Raw genomic sequence first — 25504 nt, forward strand, 5'->3', positions numbered from 1 at the left:
AAAATGGTTGAAAGCTTTCCTTTAAAAGCTCAAATTAATCGTTTTGACCAAGCGCTTCTCGAACAAATTTCTCTTGCTGCTCTAAATGCGTCGACATATACCCTGCCGCAGGTGCAGCTGCAGCATCACGACCCGCGTAATGTAGATACAAGTTAGGTTTAAATTCATGAATAACACGTCGCATATGATGCTGACTGCTATACCATGCACCTTGATTCATTGGCTCTTCTTGACACCAAACCATTTCTTTCACTTTTTTGTATTGCTTAAGAATATTCAGCAATTCAACTTCAGGGAAAGGATAAAGTTGCTCAAGACGAATAACTGCTACGTTTTTCTGTTCGCTTTCCCCACGCGCTTCAATAAGGTGGTAAAACACCTTACCGCTACATAGCACAACACGATCAACGTCTTTAGGATCAACACCGTCATCATCAAGTACGTTATGAAATTTACCCGCCGATAATTCTTCTAATGAAGAAACCGCTAACTTGTGACGTAAGATCCACTTAGGCGACATGATAACCAACGGGCGACGCATCGGGCGTATCATTTGCCGACGCAACAAATGGAAAATTTGCGCAGGCGTCGTAGGAATACAAACTTGAATATTGTGTTCGGCACAAAGCTGTAAATAACGTTCTAATCGAGCAGAAGAATGCTCTGGCCCTTGACCTTCATAGCCGTGCGGCAACAGCATGGTTAAGCCACATAAACGGCCCCACTTGTGTTCTCCGCTAGTAATAAACTGGTCGATTACAACTTGCGCGCCATTCGCGAAATCACCGAATTGCGCTTCCCATACAACCAGCTTGTTAGGCATAGTTGTTGAGTAACCGTACTCGAACGCCAGCACGGCCTCCTCTGATAATAAAGAATCGTAAATATCAAAGTCGGGCTGATCTTCATACAGCTCAGAAAGCGGATAATAAGTCGAGCCATCTTTCTGACTATTGATCACAGCATGTCGATGCGAGAAGGTTCCGCGACGAACATCTTGACCGGTAATACGAACGCTAAACTCTTGCTTCAGTAGAGTGGCATAAGCCAACATCTCTGCCATCCCCCAGTTAATAGGCAAAGCACCACCAGCCATTTTACGGCGATCATCGTAAATCTTAGATACTTGCTTTTGAACTTGAACGCCATCGGGGACATCGCTTATCTGATGACCTAAATCTTGGAGCTCTTTTAGCGGGTATGAAGTATCGTGGTCGGTCTCCCAATCGTGACCGATGTACGGCGTCCAATCAACGAACAAGCTACTATCTGGCTCACTTACCAAGCCATTAGCAACATGCTCTCCGCGATCCAAAGCAGCGCGATAGTTATCGCTCATCAAATCAGCTTCAGCCTGGGTCAGAATAGCTTCAGAAACTAATTTCTCCGCGTACAAAGTTCGTGTAGTTTTTTGCTTACGGATTGCCTTGTACATTAACGGCTGTGTTGATGAAGGCTCATCTGTTTCATTGTGACCTCGACGGCGATAACATACCAAATCGATCACTACATCTTTTTTAAACTCGTTGCGGTAATCCATCGCTAGCTGCGTAACAAACAATACCGCTTCGGGATCATCACCATTCACATGGAAAACTGGAGCACCCACCATTTTACTGACGTCTGTACAGTACTCTGTTGAGCGGGAATCATCACGGCGTGACGTCGTAAAACCAACTTGGTTATTGATGACGACGTGAATAGTTCCGCCGGTATAGTAAGCGCGAGTTTGCGACATTTGAAATGTTTCAAGCACAACGCCCTGACCGGCAAATGCGGCATCACCATGCACAACGATTGGGACAACACGATTACCCAGAGGATCTTCGCGACGATCTTGACGGGCACGTACTGAACCTTCGACGACTGGAGAAACGATCTCGAGGTGACTCGGATTAAAAGCCATCGCCAAGTGGACTTCACCACCTGGAGTCATGACATTTGACGAGAAACCTTGGTGGTACTTCACATCACCGGATGTACCAATCAATTTTTTACCCTCGAATTCATCGAATAAATCCGCAGGGTTTTTACCTAAAATATTGACCAACGTGTTGAGACGACCACGATGCGCCATTCCTAGGACTATTTCTTTTGCGCCGTAGTAGCCCGCACGATTCACTAACGCATCAAGCAAGGGGATAAGGCTTTCTCCTCCCTCTAACCCAAATCGCTTCGTACCGGGATATTTACTGTCTAGATGACGTTCAAGACCTTCAGCTGCGGTTAAGCGATCGAGAAGGTTTTTCTTAACATCATTACTGAAATTTGGATGAGATCGGACAGACTCTAACCGCTGCTGAAGCCACTGTTTTTCAGCAAAGTTAGTAATGTGCATGATCTCAGGGCCAACGGAGCCACAATACGTTTCTTCCAGCGAGCCTATGATTTCGTTCAAGGTCGCTTCGTCTTTACCAATGAATAAATTACCTGTCTGGAAAACGGTATCGAGATCAGCAGACGTTAAACCATGAAAGCTTAAATCTAAATCAGGAACAGCTTCTCGCTCCATTAGGCCTAATGGATCAAGTTTGGCTTTTTGATGCCCTCGGAAACGATACGAGCTGATTATTTGAACTACTTTGATTTGCTTGCGTTCATGCTCGACGTTAACACCGCCTGAGCCTGGCGCGGCAATTGGGCGCGCTCTACGCTTGCCCAGCAATTCAAAATGTTCTCTGATAACAGAATGAGAAGTGTCTTGTGTGACTACCCCGGGAACTCTGGGTAGCTTTTCGAAATAGCCACGCCACTCTTCTGGCACGGAATTGGGATTGTGAAGATACTCATCGTAGAGCTCTTCGACATAAGCTGCGTTACCGCCGGAAAGCTGCGAAGTACTCCACAGCAGTTCCATGATGCTTTCTTTAGCGTCACCTTGCATTGTTTACTTGCCCACCTTGCTCAGGGGCATAAATCAAACCACACGATAGTTAGAAACCACTAGGTTGGTTGATTCAGACTCCGGATAGGAGCCCCTGTCCCCGATAATGCACATGATTTGTACAGTCGTTTAACTCACTACAGTCTAGTACAACTGTACGTAAGTTACTGTTTAGGGCCTGCTACGAGTAACAGGGCCCTTCTCGACCACCGGTTGCTCTCTAAAACTGCGCCTTTTGAGCGCTTATAGTATTGTTGCTGACAACGCTAACGGTTAGGTAGCGCTCTGTAACAACATGTTGCGAATATGACCAATTGCTCGTGTTGGATTGAGGCCTTTAGGGCACACAGCCACACAATTTTGGATGCCGTGACAGCGGAATACACTGAACGGGTCATCTAAAGTCGATAGACGCTTATCGGTTGCGTTGTCTCGACTATCCGCAAGGAAACGATATGCCTGCAAAAGTCCTGCCGGACCGATGAACTTGTCAGGGTTCCACCAGAATGACGGACAACTGGTTGAACAACAGGCACACAAAATACATTCGTATAGTCCATCCAGCTTTTCACGGTCTTCTGGGCTTTGTAGGCGTTCGATCGCAGGAGCTGGAGTATTGTTCTGAAGATATGGCTGTACCTTTTCATACTGAGTATAAAATTGGCTCATATCGACGATCAAATCACGAATGACTGGTAAACCGGGCAACGGACGAAGTACAAGCTTGTTGCCCTTCACGCATTCCGACAACGCCGTAATACAAGCGAGCCCATTTTTACCATTGATATTCATTCCATCAGACCCACACACGCCTTCACGACAGGAGCGGCGATAAGTGACTGAAGGATCTTGTTCTTTTATCAGCTCCAAGACATCCAACACCATGAGGTCCTTGCCACCAGTCTCGACCTCATACGTCTTCATGCTGGGCTTTTTGTCTTGCTCTGGGTTATAGCGATAAATTTCTACTTTCAACATGAGAAAACCCTATTAATAGGTGCGGACTTTTGGTTCAAATGCTTCCATGGTTTTTGGCGCGAAGTTTACAGCGCGCTTCCCAACGCGTTTGTCGGTTGGGAAATACATGGAATGGCACAACCAGTTTTCATCATCACGATCTTGGAAGTCATCGCGAGCATGAGCACCACGAGACTCCTTACGCTCCTCTGCAGCAATCGCTGTCGCTTCAGCTACTTCAAGCAAGTTTTGAAGTTCAAGCGCCTCGATACGTGCAGTGTTGAATGCGTTTGATTTATCGGACAAGTGTAAGTTGGCGATACGCTCACGTAAAACAGCCAACTTCTCAATACCTTCCTGCATAAACTCACCTTTGCGGAATACCCCGAAGTGGTTTTGCATGGTGGTTTGAAGCTCTTTACGCAAAGTAGCCGCTGCTTCACCGGAGGTTGAAGTGTTGAGCTTGTTCAAACGAGACATCGCAGCATCAACGTCCGTATCAGACGCTTCACGCATTTCGATACCTTCTCGTAAAGCTTTCTCCAAGAACAAGCCTGAAGCACGTCCAAATACGACCAAATCCAACAATGAGTTACCGCCAAGGCGGTTAGCGCCGTGCACCGAGACACACGCAACCTCGCCACACGCGTAAAGACCCTCGATAACTTTATCGTTACCGTTTTCATCCACAGTCAACGCTTGTCCGTGGATGTTAGTCGCAATACCGCCCATCATGTAATGACAAGTAGGCACAACTGGAATGGGCTCTTTGATTGGATCTGCGTGAGCAAAAGTACGGCTAAGCTCAAGAATACCTGGCAGCTTAGAATTCAATGTGTCTGCACCAAGATGATCAAGTTTTAGGTAAACGTGATCACCGTCCGGCCCACAACCGCGGCCTTCTAAAATTTCTAAAACCATCGATCGAGCAACAACATCACGGCCTGCCAGATCTTTTGCGTTTGGCGCATAGCGTTCCATAAAACGCTCACCATCTTTATTGATGAGGTATCCACCTTCACCACGACAGCCTTCTGTCACTAGCGTACCCGCACCGTGAATACCGGTTGGGTGGAACTGCCACATTTCGATATCTTGAACCGGTACACCTGCGCGCAAAGCCATACCAACACCGTCACCAGTGTTGATGTGAGCGTTTGTAGTCGAAGCATAAATTCGACCAGCACCACCAGTAGCAAACACTGTTGCTTTAGATTTAATGAAAACAGTCTCACCGTCTTCCATGTTGATAGCGATAATGCCAACAACGGCGCCGTCTTGGTTTTTAACCAAATCAACAGCGAACCATTCATTCAAGAAAACGGTATTTGCACGAACGTTTTGTTGATATAGCGTATGAAGTAACGCGTGGCCAGTTCGGTCAGCTGCCGCGCAAGTACGAGCAGCCTGCCCGCCTTTGCCGTAATCTTTCGATTGTCCACCGAACGGACGCTGATAAATACGACCATTTTCAGTTCGGGAAAAAGGCAAACCCATGTGCTCAAGTTCGAAAACCGCTTCAGGGCCTACAGAGCACATATATTCGATAGCGTCTTGGTCGCCGATGTAATCCGATCCTTTGACGGTGTCATACATATGCCAGCGCCAATCGTCATTAGGATCCGAACTGGCAATAGCACACGTAATACCGCCTTGAGCTGAGACGGTGTGTGATCGCGTTGGGAAAACTTTGGTTACAACAGCAGTTTTAAAGCCTGACTGCGCCATTTGTAACGCAGCACGCATGCCAGCACCGCCGCCACCGACGACGATACCGTCAAAAGAGATAGTTCGCATATTCGACATTAGTCTAAATTCCCCACAGTATTTCGATACCCCAAACTGTGTAAGCCACAGTTACGGTAAAAAGAATGAGTTGTAAGCTGATGCGAACAAATGTCGCCTTGCTACCCATTTGCAGCGGTGTAACGTAGTCAGTTAAAACGCCCCATAAACCAATCCATGAATGCCCTGCCAAAGATAGCAGCGTGAGCAAGCTGAAAAAGCGCATCCAAAAGTGGCTGAAGAGTTCAGACCACTCGTCATAGGTCAAACCTGGGTGAGTGTATATATACGCAACGATGAAGATGGTGTAGGCAGTTAATATAGCTGCACTGACACGTTGAAATAGCCAATCATAGAGGCCACTTCGACCAAAATTCGTAACTGAAGTTACCATACCCAAACCCCCGCTAATACGATTAATACAACGGCTATTACGACAGCGATTTGCGCGCCTAAGCGGCCACTTTCTAACGTTTCGCCATAACCGAAGTCCATAATTAAGTGCCGCACACCCATCACAAGGTGGTATGCCAATGCAGCCAACACTGCCCAGCCAATAAATTTACATAAAGGCGAGGTAAGCGCTTCTTTGACGGCAATAAAGCCTTCTTCTGACTCGAGACTACCCTGCAGCGTCCAAAGCATTACAGCAATTCCAGCGAATAGCGCAACACCGGTTACACGGTGAGTAATCGACACAAGTGCGGTGATAGGAAATTTAATAGTGGTGAGGTCTAAGTTAACCGGTCGTTTATCATTCACGATTATAGGATACCTTTGTTGACAGAATTGGTAATACCAGGGTACCAAACAGCCCTAAAGCAGCGATGCGAGTTGCAATCGGAACCTGTAATGCGTCGTGAGCAATCCAGATGCAGTAGAGCAGGAAAATGTATCTTCAATGAGCAGCGGGAGATCCCCTTTTCGCCATTTTGGTGCTTTGGCCCTCATGAAGAACGCGCGAGATTATAGAGAGAGCAAGGCTAAAATACAAATGAAACAACTAACGAAGTGCGCGCCAATTTGCACGTATCTTACTATCACATAAGCACTTTTCTGAATTGACCAGTAAGTACCGACCCAGATTAATGCACCTGATGAAAAAGTACCCTATTAATGTTCAAGAGTAGTGCACGAAATCAATAAACACAAAAATCTTAGCTATACTCCCTCTAATTGAATTGACAATCTAGCTCGTACGCTTATAGTTGTCGTCCGCAAAATCCACCGCTGTAGCGACAGATTGATCAGCGCTACCCGAATTTCCTTCCTTTCCGCATATAGTTACAGGAGTCTATTAATGACTGATAAGAAGGCCCAACTAACAATTGACGGCTCAGCGCCGATAGAGTTACCCGTTCATTCTGGTTCTACTGGGCCCGATGTTATCGATGTTAGAGCCCTGACAGGCGAAGGCTATTTCACTTACGACCCTGGCTTTGTATCAACAGCTGCCTGTGAATCCAAAATTACGTATATCGACGGCGACAATGGTGTTTTGCTTCACCGCGGATACCCAATTGAGCAGCTAGCCGAACAGTCTGATTACCTAGAAACTTGCTACCTACTTCTTCATGGAGAGCTTCCTACAAAGGCGCAGAAAGAAGAGTTTGTAGACATCATCACACACCACACAATGGTTCACGAAGGTATCGCTAATTTCTTTAAAGGCTTCAAACGCAGCGCTCACCCAATGGCCATTATGTGCGGCGTTGTAGGTGCTTTATCGGCGTTCTACCACGACTCACTTGATATCAATGATGAGCAACACCGCCTAATTTCAGCACATAGACTTATTGCAAAAATGCCCACCCTGGCGGCAATGTGCTACAAACACCACATCGGTCAACCGTTCCTCTACCCCATTAATTCATTAAGCTACAGCGAAAACTTTCTACACATGATGTTTGGCACCCCCTGTGATCCGCCAAACGTTAGCCCTGTTATTGCTAAAGCAATGGATAAAATTTTCTTGTTGCACGCAGACCACGAGCAAAACGCTTCAACGTCAACCGTACGACTTGCCGGTTCATCGGGCGCCAATCCATTTGCATGTATCGCTTCTGGTATCGCGGCGTTATGGGGCCCAGCGCACGGTGGTGCCAATGAGGCAGTGCTTGATATGCTTAACGAAATTGGTGATGTTGCCAACATCGATCAATACGTAGCAAAAGCGAAAGATAAGAACGATCCTTTCCGTTTGATGGGTTTCGGTCACCGGGTTTACAAGAACTTCGACCCACGCGCCAAAGTCATGAAACAAACCTGCGATGAAGTTCTAAAAGAACTAGGCCTGGAAAACGACCCACTGCTAGCGATCGCAAAACGTCTAGAAGAAATTGCACTGTCTGATGAATACTTTATCGAGAAGAAACTCTATCCAAATGTAGACTTCTACTCCGGCATCATCATGAAAGCCATCGGTATTCCTGTCGATATGTTTACCGTTATCTTTGCGACCGGTCGAACAGTTGGCTGGATTGCCCATTGGCATGAAATGATCAGCAACCAGCCGCTGAAAATTGGTCGTCCACGCCAGCTGTACACAGGGTACGATAAGCGCGACTACACCCCAGAAGCCCAGCGCTAACATAAGCCCACAAAAAAGCCACCGTAAGGTGGCTTTTTTTATGCTTTCTCTTTAACGGGTCGCAATAGACAACACAAAAAAAGGGCCCAGGGCCCTTTTTAAGAGATTAAGCTGTTTCGCTTTGGTCTACCGACTCTCCGTGCTTCACATCTGATGTGCGAGCATATTCTTCCTCTTGGAGGATTCGCCACATCACCTTCCCACTACCGGACTTTGGAAGCGCATCGACAAACTCAACCATTTTAGGCGTCTTGTAGGCAGCCATATGCTCCTTGGACCAGTTGATAATATCTTGTTCGGTCACTTTACCTTTTGAGGCCCCCATAAGAACCACGACAGCTTTCACCGTTTCACCTCGGTATGGGTCTTTACTGCCAATAATACAGGCTTCCTGCACATCTGGATGGTGATACAACAGCGCCTCAACTTCCGCAGGCCACACTTTAAAACCAGACGCATTAATCATGCGCTTTAAGCGGTCAGTTATGAAAAAGTATCCCTCTTCATCGATGCGCCCAAGATCTCCGGTACGGAAGAATGTTCGGCCATCAAACTCAATCATGACCTCTTTTGTTGCTTCTTCATTTCTCCAGTAGCCCTTCATCACTTGCGGACCACAAACAATGATCTCACCGGTTTCACCCTGTGCAACTTCTTCCAGCGTATTAGGATCGACAATAGCCGCATCGGTACCAAAGGTTGGAATGCCGAGACACTGGCGCTTAGGACGATAGGCAGGGTTGGTGTGAGTAGGCGCGATGGTTTCGGATAAACCGTAGCCCTCAAGGAAATTTAAACCAAAGGTATCTTTAACCTTCTTCGCGACAGCTTCAGGCATCGCTGCCCCGCCGCCACCGATGTATCTCAGGGAGGTGAGATCAAACTTTTCAATATTAGGACTACCAAACAAATCGATGATCATCGTCGGAATAGCTGTCCAGTGCGACACCTTATAGCGTGATACGTAGCTACCCGCTACTTCGCGATCCCAGCGCGGTAACATCACCACGGTAGCACCGCAATAAATCGTCGCATTCATGCCGTACTGCATACCCGTAACGTGGAATAACGGCAACACAGACAGTGACACTGCTTCAGCAGTCAAGCTGTTTGCATTAACACCAACCAGGACGGTATGCATGATCGTTTCATGAGTATGCATGCACCCTTTGGGGAAACCTGTTGTACCCGATGTGTAAGGCATAACCGCCAAATCAGTCACCTGTGCAGTGTGAGGCCCAGGCTGATGGGCAGCGCCTAGCGCGTCTTTCCAGCTCGCTACGCCTTCAGGCGCTTGATAGTCAGCCAGCATCAGCGGCTGCATAACAGCAGGAGGCGCGTCTTCAGGGTGAGGATATTCAGCGGGTAAATAATCTGCGTAATTCGCCGCTAGGATATGAGTCAGTTGCTGCTCGGCTGGCAACTTCGCACTAGCCGCTTGCGCATATTCCACCAATTCAGATGCGGCAATAGCAACCTTGGCATCGGTATCTGAAATGTAGTGCTCGAACTCTTCTTCCCGGTTCATTGGGTTAACGGGAATGACCACAGCGTCTGCACGTAAAATTGCATAATAGGTGATAATGAACTGCGGGCTATTTTGCATATAGAGCAGTACACGATCCCCCTTCGCAACACCAGCTGCCTGCTGTAACCAGCCAGCTAATGCATCAACTTCTTGGTGAAGCTGAGTATAAGAAATGTCGTTACCAAAAAATTTTATCGCCGTACGATCGGGGTAACGGCGAGTAGTAATGTCCAAGTTCTCCCAAATAGTTACTTTCGGTAATTCAATATTGCGAGCAAGGTGCTTTGGCCAAAAATCTAGATAGCGTTTATCCACCGTGTAATTCTCCGTCAGGTATCAGGTAGCGCGAGCATTAAACGCTCGTTCATAGGTTGAATTCAGTCATTTTGTTAGCCCGTTTCGCTGACGGGCTTTATTCCGCGACCACTCTCTCTAATTATTCACGCACGCATAGGTTGAACTAAGTTCAGACACGCATGCAGCTGACGCCCTTGGCGGAGTGCACCTTGGGATACTTGCCGCCACAGGCCGCGGGGGCGCGCATTTTACCCTAAATCAGACTCATATCCAAAGCCAGAAGCGGCAACTGCAGGGTAAAGGAGAATCAAGAAAAACCGGAGAATGGGAGTGTTTGAGGCATAATTGAACAATGAGTCGTCAGTTTCATTAAACAATGTGAGAAACGACCAATAGAGTGTGTCACCTTCGAACTAGACTGTTCCATGGAACACTATGACCGCCTTCTAGTCTTAGCCATTTTGAAATACCATTTTGTCGCAACAAAATAGGCAGACCCCAATGATTTTTAACAATAACAACGCATCCACCATTCGGAGCTCAATGATGAAGTCACACAGAACCTCCCAGCACAAAGCGCTCGCCAAAACATTACCTTTAGCCCTATTGATGGCTAGTTCGATAGTAGGCAAGGCCACAGCCAGCGAGTTAAAACCTCTGCTCACTCAAGCGCAGCAAAGCGAGATACGCACAGACGCGGAAAAGGCGCGGGACGACAACAGAAAACCCGTTGAGACACTGGCGTTTTTTGGTCTCCAACCCGATATGAAGGTACTTGAGCTTGTGCCCGGTGGCGGCTGGTACACGAAATTGTTAGCGCCGGTACTCAGAGACAATGGCCAACTGTTTGTAGCAATCGGGACAGGTAGGATTGAAGAGAACCTACTCGACAAACCAGGCTTCGAAAAAGTCAGCGTTGTCAACGTCGACAGTAACCTATCGCGCAGCGAAGGACGACGCACCGATGGTACACACATGTCTTTTGATGTCGACAACCTGGATATGGTCTTAACCTTCCGAAACCTTCACAACTTTGAAGAAGGCGGTCGACGGGCAATTAATAAGGCTTCATTTGATGCATTGAAGCCTGGCGGTCTATATGGCGTAGTTGACCATACACGCCGACACATGGAACCAGAGAACGGTGAAAACCGACGCCGAATGGACCCCGTAAGAATGATCAAAGAAATCGAATCTGTGGGCTTTGAATTCGTCGATTTCTCTGAAATCCATTACCGCCCTAGTGATGCGCTTGAGCTAGAGCTCAGGCACGAAGCCGTGGCCGGAAAAACGGATAGGTTTACGCTTCTATTCAAAAAACCTAATTAATTCAATTAAATAGAAGCAACTTCTAGAAGTTACTTGCAATATCAACTATTGCAAAAAATATAATTGATAGCTTCACTGTGTCGATTTTATAGGCACAGTGGAGCTGTTTTAGTCAATTACAATCAAGCGCCTTTATTGACTAATCGACTCGACATAGGCTTCCAAACGGCCTAGCGCTTTCTCTGCAACGTCTACTACATCGCGCTTTGCTGCATCTTCAAGTAACGCGCAAATATCCGTAATCTCCGGTAACCCAAAAGCTCGGCCTGTACCCTTTAACTTGTGAGATTCTTGAGCAACGATGGCAAAATTGCCCTCTGACATCGCTTGTCTGATATCTCTCACCGCGCCTGGGAGGCTCGCCCGGTAGTTAGCCTTCAACTTCTCAAATCGATCTTCCTTACGGGCTTCTTTTGTTACTGTCTCTTTTAAAGATTTTCCAGTTGGCTGTTTTTCGCTTGGCGATGTGGCTGAGGAGTGAGCCATGGGCGGCGGATCATTTTCCGCATCCGCGTCGTTAAAGTCGGACAAATAATGCGCTAAACAGGCATTTAAGTGGTTTCGGTTAATGGGTTTCGAAAGCACATCGTCAAAGCCATTAGCCAAATACCGCGCTTGATCTTCCTTCATCACATTCGCCGTTAACGCTACGATCGGCAGCTTGTGCCCCCTATTTCTTGCCTCTGCAGTGGCCTTTTCGCCATCTAGAACAGGCATTTGAATATCCATAAGTAGCAAATCAAACGGCTCAAAATCTAAGGCAGCTAGCGCTTCTGCGCCATTGTCAGCAAATTGGTAACCAAGATTGAGTTTATCTAGGTAATAGCTTAAAAGTTGTTGGTTATCGGTATTGTCCTCAGCAATCAACACTTTTCCTTCAATAATCGGTGGAATATAGTGATCCGGATTTGCTGGTTCCTGTATTGCCAACTCAGAATCCTGAAGGTGATTCCCACCATGCTTACCTGTCGATAAAGTGACCACAAAATCACTACCAAGCCCTTCCTGGCTGGTAAAAGAAATACCACCACCTAATGCTTCGGCAAGTCGTCGGCAAATATAGAGCCCTAACCCACTCCCCCCATATACCCTAGAGGTAGAGCTATCGGCTTGAACAAATGGCTGCAACACCTTGTCATGCTGCGCTTCTGGGATGCCGACCCCCGTATCCTTCACCGAAATACTGATCAGATCATCTGAGTGATCAAAACTCGCTCTAACAAAAACGCCTCCTGTTTGAGTGAATTTGATGGCATTCGCGCAAAGGTTCGTCACGATTTGTTTAAATCGAACCGGATCACCGACTATTTCAAACGGAAAGGGGTACTCAACGTTAACCGTAAACACAAGCCCCTTTTCTTTTGCCAACAGAGAGACAATATTTTTGACTTCGTTAATTGCATTAATCGGTGAGAAAATAATGTGTTCTACTTCAAGCTTGTCTGCTTCAATTTTTGACACATCCAATACGTCATTGATAACTTGTAAAAGATGTTTAGCACTGCGCTCTACAACGGAAATTTGGGATTGAATAACACCAATTCCGAGGTCCACGTCACTAATTTCTTCAAGCCCCTCAGCCGCCAACTCCGTATTACCGATTATCGCGGTTAAAGGCGTTCTAATTTCGTGACTCATGGTAGACAAAAAACTGGACTTGGCCTGATTTGCACTCTCAGCCGATTCTTTGGCAGCCCGCAGCTCCGCCGTTCTTGATTCAACCAGCGCCTCTAATTCTTGCGAATAGCCACTCAGCTGTTGTGTGAGTTGCAGCGTTTGCAATTGATACGCGCTTTGCGTAAGCACGACCGATAGAAGTTTACAGGCTATTTCACTAAGCTGATCTTTGCCTCCGTACACATTCCCAATGAAAACACCTAATACATCTTGGCGCGTAGTTAGCGCATGAAGGACCTGAACAGTTCCGCCTTTTTCTTCAGGATAAGTAATAATTGGTCTATTCTGTTGCAACGCCAAGCTAAACGTTCCACCCTCTATATGACTTTCGACCGATTTCGACAAATTGTCAGCGGTGGTGTTATCTCCAGTGTGAACAGCCAGATTAAACGAAAAGTCTTCGGGACTTTGTAATAGGAAACCGGCTTCGGCAAAGTCGATGACTTGACGAATCTGGGTAATAACTGCATGAAGCAAATCATCTTGCGACATCGAGTTTTGCGAATGTTGCAAAAAGTACACAGGCGTAATAATCGCATCTAACTGATCGATAACCCCTTGAACATTCACACTCGGCATATTCTTCATCGGAAACTATTCAGCCAACACAAATTGCACAGCATCATCGTATTGGTCTACCGCCATATCAATAATGCTAGAAATTTCCTGATTCGGAATATCGAGCGTTTTCCAAGCTTGAATTGATATAGGCGGCACCAACGTTTGACCACTAGTCCCTAGTTCTAGTGCATTCGCAACTGAGTCGGCCACATGTATGATGGTTGCATCCAACGTAAACTGGCGCGCTGAGCGTGGTGAGTGGTGATAACTGATTGATTCGACCAAACGAGGAGACAACCGCCAGAAATCCAACAAACGCCCTCCTAGCTTGGCATGGTTGAAACCAAAGATTTCTTTTTCTGCAACATGCAATAATTCACTGTTTTGCCGCGCAAGATGGAAAGCTTCTGCCATTTGCTTAGGCTTTTCCATTAAAAACACCAGCCTGCCGATGTCATGTAAAAGACCAGCTACAAAGAACCGTTCTATATTAGTTTCTTTCCTCGCTGCGGCTATGTTTCGGGCAACAACACCACAAGCAATACTGTGACGCCAGAACGATTCCATATTGATAATATTATCTGGGATGTTACTAAATACGCGCAATACCGAGCAGGCAAGGACCAAATCACGAAGTTGTTGCGTACCGAGCACCGTAATCGCCTGATTAACAGCCTCAACCTTGGCCGCAAAACTATAGAAAGCACTATTCGCGAGTCGTAGTAATTTTGATGTTAATGCTGGGTCTTCTTCGATAATTTTACCAAGTGCGGCAACAGAAGAATGATTGTCATTGAGAGTTTCTTCCACCAGTAGATAAATCTGAGGCAGTGAAGCAACCTTTAGAACGCGCTTAACGATGTCATCAACAGCATCAGTCATTGAGCTTTTCCTGCGATTTTTTCAAAGCGAAATGGCTTATCGCATACTCAAAAATACTGCGCATCGGCTCTTCTGAGATATCAGTTTTTACAAATCTATGCTGTATCATTCGCTTTGCAGCGGCTAGATCTTCTTCCGAAAGGTTCACTGCGGTATTCCCCGCGCCGTCCCCCTCTCCTTCAACCTTAATCGTATTAACACCCCAGGTTTTCAACACACGAATGGTTTTTTCACTTAATTCAGCACCGGCCCCAAGTAAAAGCTGACCAGCAGGCGCTCGCACATCCTCCTCTACAATCATTCCAGGCTCAACTTGAGAAACAGTTAATTTACCCATTGTGGTTACTCTTATCAGGCAAAGTTACAGCAAATCTCGTAATTGCTCGATGTACTCATCGAATTGTCGAGAGACTTCATAGAGTTGTTCACCAGACATATCTGCTGCATTGGATGCGCGTTCAATACAATCGAACAACTTGTTCTCTTGCGACTCTGGCAATCCCATAAACTCGACTTCTGATCGAACCTGCTGCAATTCTTTTTCGACACTTGAAATCATATTGCTGACTTCTTGGCCGAGTAGATGTTTGACTTCAAAAAAGTCGCCGGTTAGCTGCTGTACGGTATCTATTAATTTATCCTTAGTCGTTAAACGCGCTGTAGAAGAGATTTTTTGAACACAGGTTGAGGCAGCCTTTAACAACAATGGTAAGTTGTCTGTAATTCTTCCGCGGTCCATTTTATCTTGAGGTAGGTTTTTGACTAAAACACTGACAGGATGTTGGTTGAACTGGACGAGGTCATCGTGCTCATAGATCCTTCCACTCTCTTGGAGCATCACCAATGTTTCCAATTCCATTGGCGGACAAGGCCCATCAGTGCTCCAAAAAATGGGCTCTTCTGTATTTGAAATACACACTGCCACTTTTAGTTGCGCGAGTTCATCGCACGCCTCGACGATAGCGGACGCTATGCTCCCCTCATCGGTCAACTCAAGCGCATGATCTACAAATCGCATCATCAAGCCCATATCGCTGCTTTGAGCCATCGCAGAACTAAAGGCCACGGCGGCCGACCGCCCCTCAACAGCCAACTTTTTCACTTCAGCTTGCTGATTAAAGAGGTTTTCCACTTTCGACAGTAACTCACCGGGTTCGAAAGGTTTGACGATGTAATCTTGCGCGCCCGCCATGTAGCCGGCGAGGCGCTCGTCTTTAGAATCACGCGCAGAAATAAACATCACCGGAATATTGGGTACCATCTCGCGCAGGTCACGGCATACACCAAGACCGTCTTTGTAAGGCATTGAAACATCAAGGAGGATTAGATCAACATCTTGACCTTTGCCTTTGCGAAAGTACTCAAGACACAAAATTCCGTCCTGCAAGGTATCAACCAAATAGATTTCATCCAAGAAGACCTTAACAAGCTCGAGAAAATGGGGATCATCATCAACCACCAATATCTTTTTCAACTGGGCACGGCCCTGTAGATTAGGGTCATTGCTTTCTGAATTAAGTGACTCCACGTACCACGTCCTCCAAATAAACACTCGACGAGTAATCCATTACAGCTAGCCATCCCCCTTCCTTTGAGTATAGGCAAGGTTTGTCACTTTGAACGCCCGTCTCAACGATCATCAATACGGCGCCAATTTGATACAGTGAAGAAATTACTTAAAGACAAAATCTCTAGCAAAAACAATGTATTAACCGTATTATTCCAACCCGTTTGAAACAGATAAAAATAGAGAGGCTGAGAGATCGATGCCGGATATCAAAGAGCTTTTCGAGAACAACGTGAAGTGGGCGTCTGACGTAAGTGCTGAGGACGCAAACTTTTTCTCAACACTCGCACAACAACAATCTCCGGACTACCTATGGATTGGATGCTCAGATAGCCGAGTCCCCGCCAATGAGATCGTTGGACTGTTACCTGGGGAGCTATTTGTACATCGCAATATTGCCAATGTCGTTAGCCATACCGACCTCAACTGTCTGTCAGTAATGAACTATGCCATTGATGTGCTCAAGGTAAAGCACGTTATCGTGTGTGGGCACTATGGTTGTGGTGGCGTGAGGGCCGCACTAGAACACAACCAGGTTGGAATCGTTGACCACTGGTTGCGCAACATCCGCGACGTCTACTTTAACAATCGAGAACAGTTCAAAGAAGATTTAAAGCACATGGAAATAGTCGACACCGATAGCGTCGACCAGCTATGTGAGCTCAATGTCAAACAGCAGGTATATAACGTCGCCCATTCAAATGTGGTGCAAAATGCTTGGCTTAGGGGGCAGCCTCTAACGATTCACGGCTGGATCTATGGGCTTGAAGACGGGCTATTAAAAAAACTGTCCACGCCGATAAACAGCATGGACCAAATCGCAGAGCAATATCGCGTTAACCCTCGCAAATAATTTACCCTCTACAACGCCGAGTGCGCTGCTTCGCGGGGAGCAGCGCCAATCACATACTGTGCTTCCCACTCGTCAAGCTCTCGAAGAACATTTGCGACAAACTCTTCCTTCGTCCCCCCCAGCAATGACTCGATTTTGTCCGCCATCTTGGCATTCTCAGGCATATGTATCAGCGACCATTCACCAATAGCCATTAAGACATGTATCAGATCCCGCCCCTTTGGGGTTAGGAAATAGAGCTTTCGGCGCTTGCTATGAGGGTGCGTTACTTCATCAATAATTCCCTGCGCTTTCAGTTTTTGCAATCTGTCACTTAAGATATTGGTCGAAATACCTTCTTCGCCAGAAACAAACTCGCTGAACTCGTGACGCCCCAAGTAAAGCATGTCACGCACGATCAAAAGGCTCCAATGATCACCAATGACATCAAGCCCACATGCTATGGGACAACTTGTTCTTTGATTGTGCTCGATCTTACTTACCATGACGCTCGCTTACCTGGTATCACTCAAAACAAGCGCCTATTGTATCAGGCACATTGAATATGAATCAGCCCTTTAACTTGCATTATGCAAGTTAAAAAGATATAAATCGGCCTCCGAGGCTGAAACTGTAGCCTGCTAAGAACCAACAACTCTTTCACATTCCTAGGTGGATTCCAATAATGCTCACACTATATGGGTACCCAACATTTAACCCCTTGAAAACCGTTATCACCGCAGAAGAGCTAGGCCTCGATTACGATTACGTTCACATTAATTTGGCTAGACGCCAAAACCTAACGCCAGAACACCTAGAGAGGCACCCTTACGGCAAAGTGCCGGTTTTAATCGACGGAGACTTAACTTTATCGGAGAGCAATACAATATGCCGGTACCTTAGCCGAATCGCAGACTATAAGTTATATTCTCAAACACCGAGCGTAGCCGGAAAAATTGACGAAATCATTGACCTCGTGACACTGCAAGCGGGCAAATCTTTTTCTGAGTGTTTTTGGGAAGAAGTCATTGTTCCTCAACTCGGTAGTGAACCAAACCAAGATAAAATACAACTCGCTAAGGAAAACCTCAAAAAACAATTACCCTACCTCGATCAAGTGTTAGCAGCGCAAACTTTTTTAGCAGGGTCTGAATTTTCAATTGCCGATATCATCGCGTATAGCTATGTCGGCCTGATAGAGATCACCAGTGTCAATATCAACGAATACAAAAATCTATTACGCTGGTATCGTGAAATTAATTCACGAGAAGCCGTACAAAAAGCAAAACAACAATTGGCTAAAAAAAATTAGTCTGACATACGCTTTTTAAGATAGTAACCTTAATATACTCAGGGTTATGAACTAAAAATTGCGTCCCAACATTGTGCATAACGCCTGTTGTGCACAATGCATTTGTTAAATACGTCTCATTGACAAAGCAATTTTTGCGCAACATAAAAGCATTTTGCGCCAAACACCTAACAAAAAAGCGTCGCTATTTATCACCGCAACAAAGAAAACGAATCACTATGAAGCACTGCGCGCACCGCTGTGTAGCAGCCTATTTTTGGTAACAAAAGGGCTCGCGACTCTTTTTGTTACAACTGGTCATTAATTGTCCTTCCTTTCGGATTATTGTCATCGTTCTAACACTATTTGTCAGTTTTTTAACTTGGCATGTAATTCGCTTTAACTCGCCTCTGATTGTAAAAAGTACCCGATTTATTCGGACACCATCGAGGTCGTGTTATGAAACGATTTAATTTTGATTATGGAAAGTATCGCGGCATTCTTATTTCAGTCGCATTATTTTTACTTTTAGACGCCTCCGTACTGATCGTAAATTTCTATATGAGCTTTCAAATTTCTGAAGATGCTATCGGCGTGAACCTTGCCGGTCGACAACGGATGTTATCGCAGAGAATGACAAAGTCCCTTTTCATTATGCAAAGCGCCGATGAAAACTCTGACACCTACGAAAGCGCTTTTAACGAATTGCAGTCGAGTAAAAACTTGTTTGATGCAACATTTAATGCATTTTTGTATGGTGGCACAACAAAAGGGGCTAAAGGCGAGAGCCTTGTTCTTGCCCCTGTTGCAACAGAGGCTGCCATTAATGCGCTCAACAGCGCATCGGAACTATGGGGCCCTTATAAAGAACAAATCAATAATGTTATCGCAAGCCAAAAGGAAGGCATCAGCTTGGAGGAGCGCGCAAGCGTGCTAGCAAGCGCTATGACTATTGCCAGTGCTAACAACGTTTCTCTGCTCACATTGATGAATGACCTGACCGTTAGCTTGGAGCAAGTTGCCTCATCAAAAGCTAGCCGACTTCGACTTATCCAAACCATCGGTATCAGTTTAGCCATCGTGAATTTCCTGTTTATTATGATGCACTTTTTGCGACAATTAAGAGACAGTGACGCAGTACTGGAAAAAGCCCGAAAGGAAACCACCGAGATTTTAGATACGGTTAAAGAAGGCCTCTTCCTGGTGGATGAAAACTTGGATATTGGTCACCAACATTCAGCCATTCTATGTGAACTTTTTGGCACCGAAAAAATAGGCGGTCAATCACTCGATAGACTGCTCGAAAGTATCGTCAGTGGTAAACAGATCGATACAGCAAAAGATTTTATTAGCTTACTCTTTGACGACCGCGTCAAAGAAAATCTTATCGGCGACCTTAATCCCCTTCACGAGGTTGAGGTCAATCTAGCCAAAGACGATGGTGGGTTTATCACCAAATACCTGCAATTTAGTTTTGCAAGGGTATACCTAAACGACGGCAACATCTCCCACGTATTGGTAACCGTACAAGACATTACCGAACAAATTAAACTCGGGCAGGCACTCAAAGAGAGTCAGAAACACAATGAAACACAGCTGGAAATGATTACCACCCTCCTGCACTCGCAGCCAAGTATGCACAGAGAATTTATTCAAAACGCTCATGCTTGCTACAATCGAATCAACGATCTTTTACGCACAACGTCGAAAAGTAAAGGCCAATTACTAGAAAAGGCTCAGCGAATTTTTCGAGAGATTCACAATTTTAAAGGTGAAGCATCTGCGCTGAATTTTGACTATTTTGAAAATCAGGCTCACCTCATTGAAGACACACTGTCAGATATACAGCGCAACCCAAATGTTACAGGCAATGATTTTTTGAAAATCGCTGTACAGCTTGAGACTCTTATCAATTACACCTTCCAAGTTGAAGAACTGATGGGTAAATTGGCTCAATTTGGCGTAAATCAAGGTCGTACCGATTCGCCAGACTCCGCACCTGAGGCCAACCCAGGCCGCAAAGAACAGTGGGCTCAATTATCTGAATTTGTCACTGTACTAGCGGAGCGACAAGGCAAAAAAGCAGCGTTGGTGACCAGTGGTCTAAGTGACATAGAGCTGGACGAAGCGAAAGAAAAAATGCTCAGAAATGTTTGTATTCAATTGCTTCGCAATGCCGTTACTCACGGCGTAGAGACCCCTGAAGTTCGCAAGGCAAAAGGGAAACCAGAAATAGGCCGTATTGATCTTCGTATCGCTAAAGTAAATGGTTGCATCGAATTCTGCTTAATGGATGACGGCTCCGGTATAGATTACGAAGCTATTCGAAGCAAGCTAGCAACAAGCGGACAATGGGATAACGAAGAAATAAAACAGTGGGATCACAAACGCTTAGCCAGCATGATATTCCAAAGCGGCCTGTCCACAGCAAAACAGCTAAGCAAAGATGCTGGCCGCGGTGTGGGAATGGAGGCAGTGCTCAGCCAGATCAGTGACAACAGCGGCAAGATCAATATTTCTAGCCGTCGTGATCAATATTGTCGCTTTACTATTACGCTACCAATTGATGAACAAACAGCTCGAGCCGCATAAAAGGAGCGCCGAATGTTACCGATAATGATCGTAGATGACTCCAAGATTATTCGACGCAAGATTGAACGCTGTCAGGATGCATCCAAGTTCCAAGTGGTTGCGACCGCGAAAAACGGAGCAGAAGCTATTCAACAATTTCAAGAAACGCGGCCTAGTGTGGTGACAATGGACCTAACAATGCCAGAAATGGATGGTATTGAGTGTATCAGCAACTTGGTCGCTATCAACCCTGATGTTCGTATTCTCGTTGTCTCAGCACTTTCTGATAAAGCCACCGGCATCGAAGCGCTTAAAAAAGGGGCTCGCGGCTTTTTATGTAAACCGTTTACCGAGGACGACTTGGTTAATGCATTAGCGGAGTTAACGGAGGATTGCCATGTTTGAGGATACTCTTCAAGTTTTCATACAGGGTGTGCTGCGATATTTCGAGCATACCAATGATCGAGATGTAAAGGTCGGCACGCCCTACCTCACCGAGAACACAAAACCAGCGGCTTATGACTTAAGCGGCATCATCGGGATTGCGGGCAATAATCGAGGCTGTGTTTATTTCACCGCGCCACGAATATTGTTGAAACACTTACTTATGAGCATTGGCGAATCTGATACCAGCGACGCCAACCTCATCGACTTGGTGGGCGAAGTTGCCAATACGATTTCCGGCAATGCGCGAAGTGAATTTGGTCACGAGTTTATGATCTCTGTACCGGTCATGCTCGAAGGTGCCCCTGGCGGTATTCACCTTCCACAAGATATGCGCTCTTACGTGATTCCAATCTATTGGAAATCCTACCATGCGGCAGTCGTCATCTGCCTAGAGAACAATTAAAAATCCTGTAGGCTCTAAAAGCACGATAGACAAATATCGTGCTTTTAGACACATCATTGACCTAACTTTTTGACTTACTTGTTAATGCAATTGTCATAGTAAGTCACCGTTGCGGGCCAATCAGCGAAGACGCCAATAACCCCGATATCTTGTGCAAGCACATCAAGTAGTGTGTAGACATCGCCATCATTATTAATAACTCCCATTTGCGGATCTATTGGGTTGGTGTTGCTACCATTAACCGTTTGATAGTACCAACCTCCCCCGCTCGCTAAAGGTCCAGAACGCTCTAGCGTCCAGGTAATAATGTCTAAACCAGCCGCTTTAGCAGACAGCGCATACACCGATGGGACAATATTGCCATCCTCCACTTCAACCAACATCCAAGTCGGCGGTGCGATTACCTGTACACCAGAAGCCACTAACTCGTTCATGGTGGGTGACCAAGTTGACGGCTCTCGATGATCAAATGTTGGATCATCGTAGCGGCCATCCAAGTACACCGCTTGCCTACCAAAATCAGGGTTAGTATTAATCCAGAACTGCACATCATCGATGTTGAACGATTGTGGCCAAACATGGCGCGGTCTCACACCCATGTCTACGTATTCATCTACGAGTTTTTGCGCATAATCTTGCTGACTAAACCCTTCAAAAGGCATCGCGACACTAGGTGATTTCAACTCTGGCGTCATTTGCACCCGCAATTGCTTAAACAAAGCAATACTTTCTTTGTGAGTCAAAAGCGTACCCCGGCTAGCATATAGGTCCGTGCGCCATTTCGCCGTACCTTCTTGATACTCGTCGGGTGTTTGCGCCAAGCCGTTAAACGCATCCATTTTACCTTGTAAAGTTTTAAACTCTTCTAACGTGATATCCGTGGTACAACAGCGCGCGGTGGCTGCTTGAATGACAGTACCATCCTCTCCAATGACAGCAGGCTGAAACGGTACAGAACACTTTGAAGCTAGCGGTGTGGAAAGGATGTTAGTTGTTGTATGCAAATCACATTGCGAGTGACGGCAAACAAGCTCTTTATCTTGAGTAAACGTAACATCACATTCTAGTATCCCTGCACCCATTTTCGCTGCGGCTTCATAGGACTCTTTCGTATGCTCAGGAAACTGCAACGGTGCACCACGATGGCCTATTGAAAAAGCGGACCTGCGCACCGGACGTTTAGCACAACGTTCTAAGCGCTTTTTAAGTAGGCCTTCATCCATGTCATCTACCAAGAAAAATGGACGCGGACCCAACTCAATAGGTTGGGAATGATGCTTGGTTTTGCTCCAGCTTTTGTGGTTTTCTTTATGGTGGTGAGGCCTCTCATCCTGCTTGGACACGGCAAGTGACGACATAGATAAAATGCCCAGCAACGCGTAACAACTTATGGGTCGTAACATCTCATGCTCCTTTCGTTAGTGACTGTCATATTCAACGAAAGGCAAGATAACGAGAGAATGTTGCGTTTAGATGGGTAATTTTTGATGTATTAATGACAATTTGATGATGAAGAGCAACAAGACTGCCGCTCTTCAGTGAGTCTGACTTGTTTTCTAAGTATTTTTTATATGAAGAATATAGCCTTCAAAATAGTCTGGCTCGGTACTGTACCAGTCAAGATATTCAACATTGAACTTTACTTTACACTTTTCAGCTAGCTCATAAAAGGTACTGCGACCGGGGTCGGTATAGATAATATTCTTTACACCAGCGTCCAATGCACGTTTTATAAGTTTAAAATGCATAGGGACAAGCTCATCCCAAAAACAAACATCAGTACCAAAGACTAGATCATAGTTTTTAAGCAAGGGTTTGCTCACTTGCTCAAAGCCTTTCTTGATCGTAGACACTTCAACATCATTCAACGCAGCTTGTACCTCAAGAAACGGAAACACTTCCTCATCTCTATCCAGACCAGTAACTTTACAATCCGCATGCGCAGCGCAGAAAATAGCAGCAGGCCCCCAGCCACAGCCGAGTTCCAGGACACGTTGACGTTGTTTTAATAAGCGCGTATGCATTAAATAATCCATCAGCAAAAAGCTACTGGACCAAGTTTTGTGACCATGAATACTGGGCTGATAATGTTTTTCAAGCTTTTTAACAGTTTTATGTTTGCTCTCTAACAGAGTAACTCCATAGGCAGAGAATAAATTCTTTTCAGGTAACTCTACTAACTCAGGCACGCATCCTCCCCTTACCTATTGTCTACGACAACGCTGTTGTCCACTGAATCGACATCATAACGAAACTCGCGAAGATCAACAAATGTCATCTAGTTGTCATCTGCATCAAACAATTACTTTGCAACACTTTTAACCAATTCTAAATTATTAGATTGCGCTCTCTGATAAGCTTGCTCATCACGAAGAGCCGCGTTCGTTAATGGGTTTCTTTCAAGCCAGTCTTTAGGTAACGCCAGCTTGGCGCCCTCGCTGCTAAAACGAATAGCAATACCGTTGGTATCAATGTCCTCACGACGCCGATTAAAAAGACACGCTAGACGCACGATCTGAACTAACCGCCAGTCAGGTTCAAAGCCATAAGTTTGCTCCATTGTGCGAAGTTTACGTCGGTGATTCAATACATAAAAACTCAGCATTTTTTGCTCTTGTTTCGAAAAGCCTGCCATATTGCTATGAAGAAGCAAGTAGGCGGAGTGTTTATGGTAGCTGCTATGAGCAATAGAAATACCTATTTCATGAAGGTCGATAGCCCAGCCGAGCAATTTTTTTAAGTGTGTATAGTCTTCGTCAAAGTCAGTCGCTGTTTGCTCCAACAACAAAAACGCAAAATGCTTAACCCTTTCGGCGTGTTTTTGATCAACACGGTACTGCTGCTGAAAAAATCTAACTGTGTCCGACCTTACGTCACGCTCGTGATCAAGCCCAACCAAATCTAAAATCACACCTTCACGTATTGCATAATTCGATACGTGTAGTTCCTGCATGCCCAACTCTGTAAACACACCATCAAGAACAGCTAAGCCACCCGCAAACACCTTCTTTCGCTCTTCATTCAATCCAGGCACGCTAAATTCCTCAATGGTTTTAAACTCCATTAACCTTTCTACTAGCTGATCTAGGCCTTCTCTAGTAATACTGTGTGAATCGGCGCAACCCATCGCCTCCAAAACCGCTTCAACCGCTTTAATCGTTCCTGACGCGCCGACCGCTTCTTGCCATGGATTATCCAAAAAAGCATTGGCGACGGCCTGAACTTCGGCCTGAGCAGCGATTTTTGCTTTACGGTAGCTTTTTTTATTGAACTTACCCTCAGGAAAAAAGCGTTGCGTGTAACTAACACATCCCATATGCAAGCTTTCCATTGTGCTAGGCTGAGTGTCACCACAGATAAGCTCAGTCGAGCCACCACCGATATCGATGACAAGGCGTCTTTTCGCATCGGGGTCAAAATCATTGGCAACACCAAAATAGACAAGTCGGGCCTCCTCGATACCGGTAATAATGTCGATGGGGCATTGAAGAATAAGCTCGGCTTTTTCGAGAAAAATGTCTGCATTTCGAGCAGCGCGAAGTGTGTTGGTCCCGACAACGCGCACGTGTCGATTAGGAATGGAGCGAATACGTTCCGCAAAGCGTTCAAGTGCCATTAGCGCTTCGTTAATGGTTTTCTTGGCCAGCGTACCATCCTTCCTGAGCCCCTCGGCCAACCGAATTCCCTCACGATGCCGATCAATCACCTCAAGCTTTCCTGACAAGTAGCGAGCTACAAGCATATGGAAGCTATTCGAACCAAGATCCAGCGCCACATAAGTCGGAATCGAGTCTAATTCAGCCAATATACCGGCCTCCCCTTCGGCTAAAATGTCTTTTGACACCTTACATTAAATTTAATAAAACTGTCATAATTAACGATTGAAATAAGCGTACCTTATAC

The 25504-nt window shown here is 45.8% G+C and carries 21 protein-coding genes; 7 read left to right on the top strand and 14 right to left on the bottom strand.

Annotated elements, in window-relative coordinates:
- Positions 1–34: 34 nt before the first annotated feature.
- The 5 genes from ACZ5NB_RS10095 to sdhC all read right to left on the bottom strand — a co-directional run bounded on the left by ACZ5NB_RS10095 (position 35) and on the right by sdhC (position 6388).
- A complete protein-coding gene (locus ACZ5NB_RS10095) occupies positions 35–2884 on the bottom strand; it encodes a 2-oxoglutarate dehydrogenase E1 component (protein ID WP_460234746.1) in 2850 nt (949 codons plus the stop codon).
- A gap of 273 nt (positions 2885–3157) precedes the next feature.
- Positions 3158–3862, bottom strand: a complete 705-nt coding sequence (locus ACZ5NB_RS10100) for a succinate dehydrogenase iron-sulfur subunit (RefSeq protein WP_460234745.1) — start codon at positions 3860–3862, stop codon at positions 3158–3160.
- A 12-nt stretch (positions 3863–3874) separates the two neighbouring features.
- On the bottom strand, positions 3875–5647 hold the full coding sequence (sdhA, locus tag ACZ5NB_RS10105) for a succinate dehydrogenase flavoprotein subunit (RefSeq protein ID WP_460234744.1): 1773 nt from the start codon (positions 5645–5647) through the stop codon (positions 3875–3877).
- Positions 5648–5651: 4 nt separating this feature from the next.
- On the bottom strand, positions 5652–6020 hold the full coding sequence (gene sdhD, locus ACZ5NB_RS10110) for a succinate dehydrogenase, hydrophobic membrane anchor protein (protein ID WP_460234743.1): 369 nt from the start codon (positions 6018–6020) through the stop codon (positions 5652–5654).
- The gene (gene sdhC / locus ACZ5NB_RS10115; RefSeq protein WP_460234742.1) at positions 6014–6388 is read right to left on the bottom strand and encodes a succinate dehydrogenase, cytochrome b556 subunit; all 375 of its coding nucleotides are present in this window, start codon (positions 6386–6388) and stop codon (positions 6014–6016) included. The genes sdhD and sdhC overlap by 7 nt, the downstream gene beginning before the upstream one ends.
- Positions 6389–6926: 538 nt before the next feature.
- Between sdhC and gltA the strand changes: the two genes are divergently transcribed.
- Positions 6927–8216: a citrate synthase gene (gene gltA / locus ACZ5NB_RS10120; protein ID WP_460237037.1), complete on the top strand. Its 1290-nt coding sequence runs from the start codon at positions 6927–6929 to the stop codon at positions 8214–8216.
- Between the two features lie 106 nt (positions 8217–8322).
- Here gltA and ACZ5NB_RS10125 read toward each other — a convergent pair whose 3' ends face one another.
- Positions 8323–10059, bottom strand: a complete 1737-nt coding sequence (locus ACZ5NB_RS10125; protein WP_460234740.1) for a long-chain fatty acid--CoA ligase — start codon at positions 10057–10059, stop codon at positions 8323–8325.
- A gap of 525 nt (positions 10060–10584) precedes the next feature.
- Between ACZ5NB_RS10125 and ACZ5NB_RS10130 the strand changes: the two genes are divergently transcribed.
- Positions 10585–11370: a class I SAM-dependent methyltransferase gene (locus ACZ5NB_RS10130; protein ID WP_460234739.1), complete on the top strand. Its 786-nt coding sequence runs from the start codon at positions 10585–10587 to the stop codon at positions 11368–11370.
- A 132-nt stretch (positions 11371–11502) separates the two neighbouring features.
- On the opposite strand, the gene ACZ5NB_RS10135 is transcribed toward ACZ5NB_RS10130, so the two are convergent.
- The 4 genes from ACZ5NB_RS10135 to ACZ5NB_RS10150 are packed head-to-tail and all read right to left on the bottom strand — an operon-like array spanning position 11503 to position 16018.
- Positions 11503–13635, bottom strand: coding sequence for an ATP-binding protein (locus ACZ5NB_RS10135; protein WP_460234738.1), 2133 nt, complete (start codon positions 13633–13635; stop codon positions 11503–11505).
- Between the two features lie 6 nt (positions 13636–13641).
- On the bottom strand, positions 13642–14490 hold the full coding sequence (locus ACZ5NB_RS10140; RefSeq protein WP_460234737.1) for an HDOD domain-containing protein: 849 nt from the start codon (positions 14488–14490) through the stop codon (positions 13642–13644).
- Complete coding sequence (locus ACZ5NB_RS10145) at positions 14483–14827, bottom strand: hypothetical protein (RefSeq protein ID WP_460234736.1); 345 nt, start codon at positions 14825–14827, stop codon at positions 14483–14485. The genes ACZ5NB_RS10140 and ACZ5NB_RS10145 overlap by 8 nt, the downstream gene beginning before the upstream one ends.
- A 24-nt stretch (positions 14828–14851) precedes the next feature.
- Complete coding sequence (locus ACZ5NB_RS10150; protein ID WP_460234735.1) at positions 14852–16018, bottom strand: response regulator transcription factor; 1167 nt, start codon at positions 16016–16018, stop codon at positions 14852–14854.
- Between the two features lie 238 nt (positions 16019–16256).
- Between ACZ5NB_RS10150 and can the strand changes: the two genes are divergently transcribed.
- Positions 16257–16910, top strand: coding sequence for a carbonate dehydratase (gene can, locus ACZ5NB_RS10155; RefSeq protein WP_460234734.1), 654 nt, complete (start codon positions 16257–16259; stop codon positions 16908–16910).
- 8 nt (positions 16911–16918) lie between these two features.
- Here the strand turns inward: can and ACZ5NB_RS10160 are convergent, their stop codons facing one another.
- A complete protein-coding gene (locus ACZ5NB_RS10160; RefSeq protein WP_460234733.1) occupies positions 16919–17395 on the bottom strand; it encodes a winged helix-turn-helix transcriptional regulator in 477 nt (158 codons plus the stop codon).
- 179 nt (positions 17396–17574) lie between these two features.
- On the opposite strand from ACZ5NB_RS10160, the gene ACZ5NB_RS10165 reads away from it, so the two are divergent.
- The 4 genes from ACZ5NB_RS10165 (at position 17575) to ACZ5NB_RS10180 (ending at position 21601) form a co-directional block, all read left to right on the top strand.
- Positions 17575–18201 (top strand): glutathione S-transferase family protein, encoded by a 627-nt coding sequence (locus ACZ5NB_RS10165; protein WP_460234732.1) that lies wholly within the window; start codon positions 17575–17577, stop codon positions 18199–18201.
- Between the two features lie 438 nt (positions 18202–18639).
- Positions 18640–20772 carry a type IV pili methyl-accepting chemotaxis transducer N-terminal domain-containing protein gene (locus tag ACZ5NB_RS10170; protein ID WP_460234731.1) on the top strand — a complete coding sequence of 711 codons (2133 nt, stop codon included), beginning with the start codon at positions 18640–18642 and terminating at the stop codon, positions 20770–20772.
- 12 nt (positions 20773–20784) lie between these two features.
- Positions 20785–21156: a response regulator gene (locus ACZ5NB_RS10175; RefSeq protein ID WP_460234730.1), complete on the top strand. Its 372-nt coding sequence runs from the start codon at positions 20785–20787 to the stop codon at positions 21154–21156.
- Positions 21149–21601 (top strand): chemotaxis protein CheX, encoded by a 453-nt coding sequence (locus tag ACZ5NB_RS10180; protein WP_460234729.1) that lies wholly within the window; start codon positions 21149–21151, stop codon positions 21599–21601. Before ACZ5NB_RS10175 ends, ACZ5NB_RS10180 begins: the two co-directional genes overlap by 8 nt.
- 74 nt (positions 21602–21675) lie before the next feature.
- Here ACZ5NB_RS10180 and ACZ5NB_RS10185 read toward each other — a convergent pair whose 3' ends face one another.
- The 3 genes from ACZ5NB_RS10185 to ACZ5NB_RS10195 all read right to left on the bottom strand — a co-directional run bounded on the left by ACZ5NB_RS10185 (position 21676) and on the right by ACZ5NB_RS10195 (position 25445).
- Complete coding sequence (locus ACZ5NB_RS10185) at positions 21676–23004, bottom strand: glycerophosphodiester phosphodiesterase family protein (protein ID WP_460234728.1); 1329 nt, start codon at positions 23002–23004, stop codon at positions 21676–21678.
- 153 nt (positions 23005–23157) lie between these two features.
- Positions 23158–23790 carry a class I SAM-dependent methyltransferase gene (locus ACZ5NB_RS10190; protein ID WP_460234727.1) on the bottom strand — a complete coding sequence of 211 codons (633 nt, stop codon included), beginning with the start codon at positions 23788–23790 and terminating at the stop codon, positions 23158–23160.
- Positions 23791–23903: 113 nt separating this feature from the next.
- Positions 23904–25445, bottom strand: a complete 1542-nt coding sequence (locus tag ACZ5NB_RS10195) for a Ppx/GppA phosphatase family protein (RefSeq protein WP_460234726.1) — start codon at positions 25443–25445, stop codon at positions 23904–23906.
- Positions 25446–25504: the final 59 nt, after the last annotated feature.

Source organism: Aurantivibrio plasticivorans, assembly GCF_055392955.1.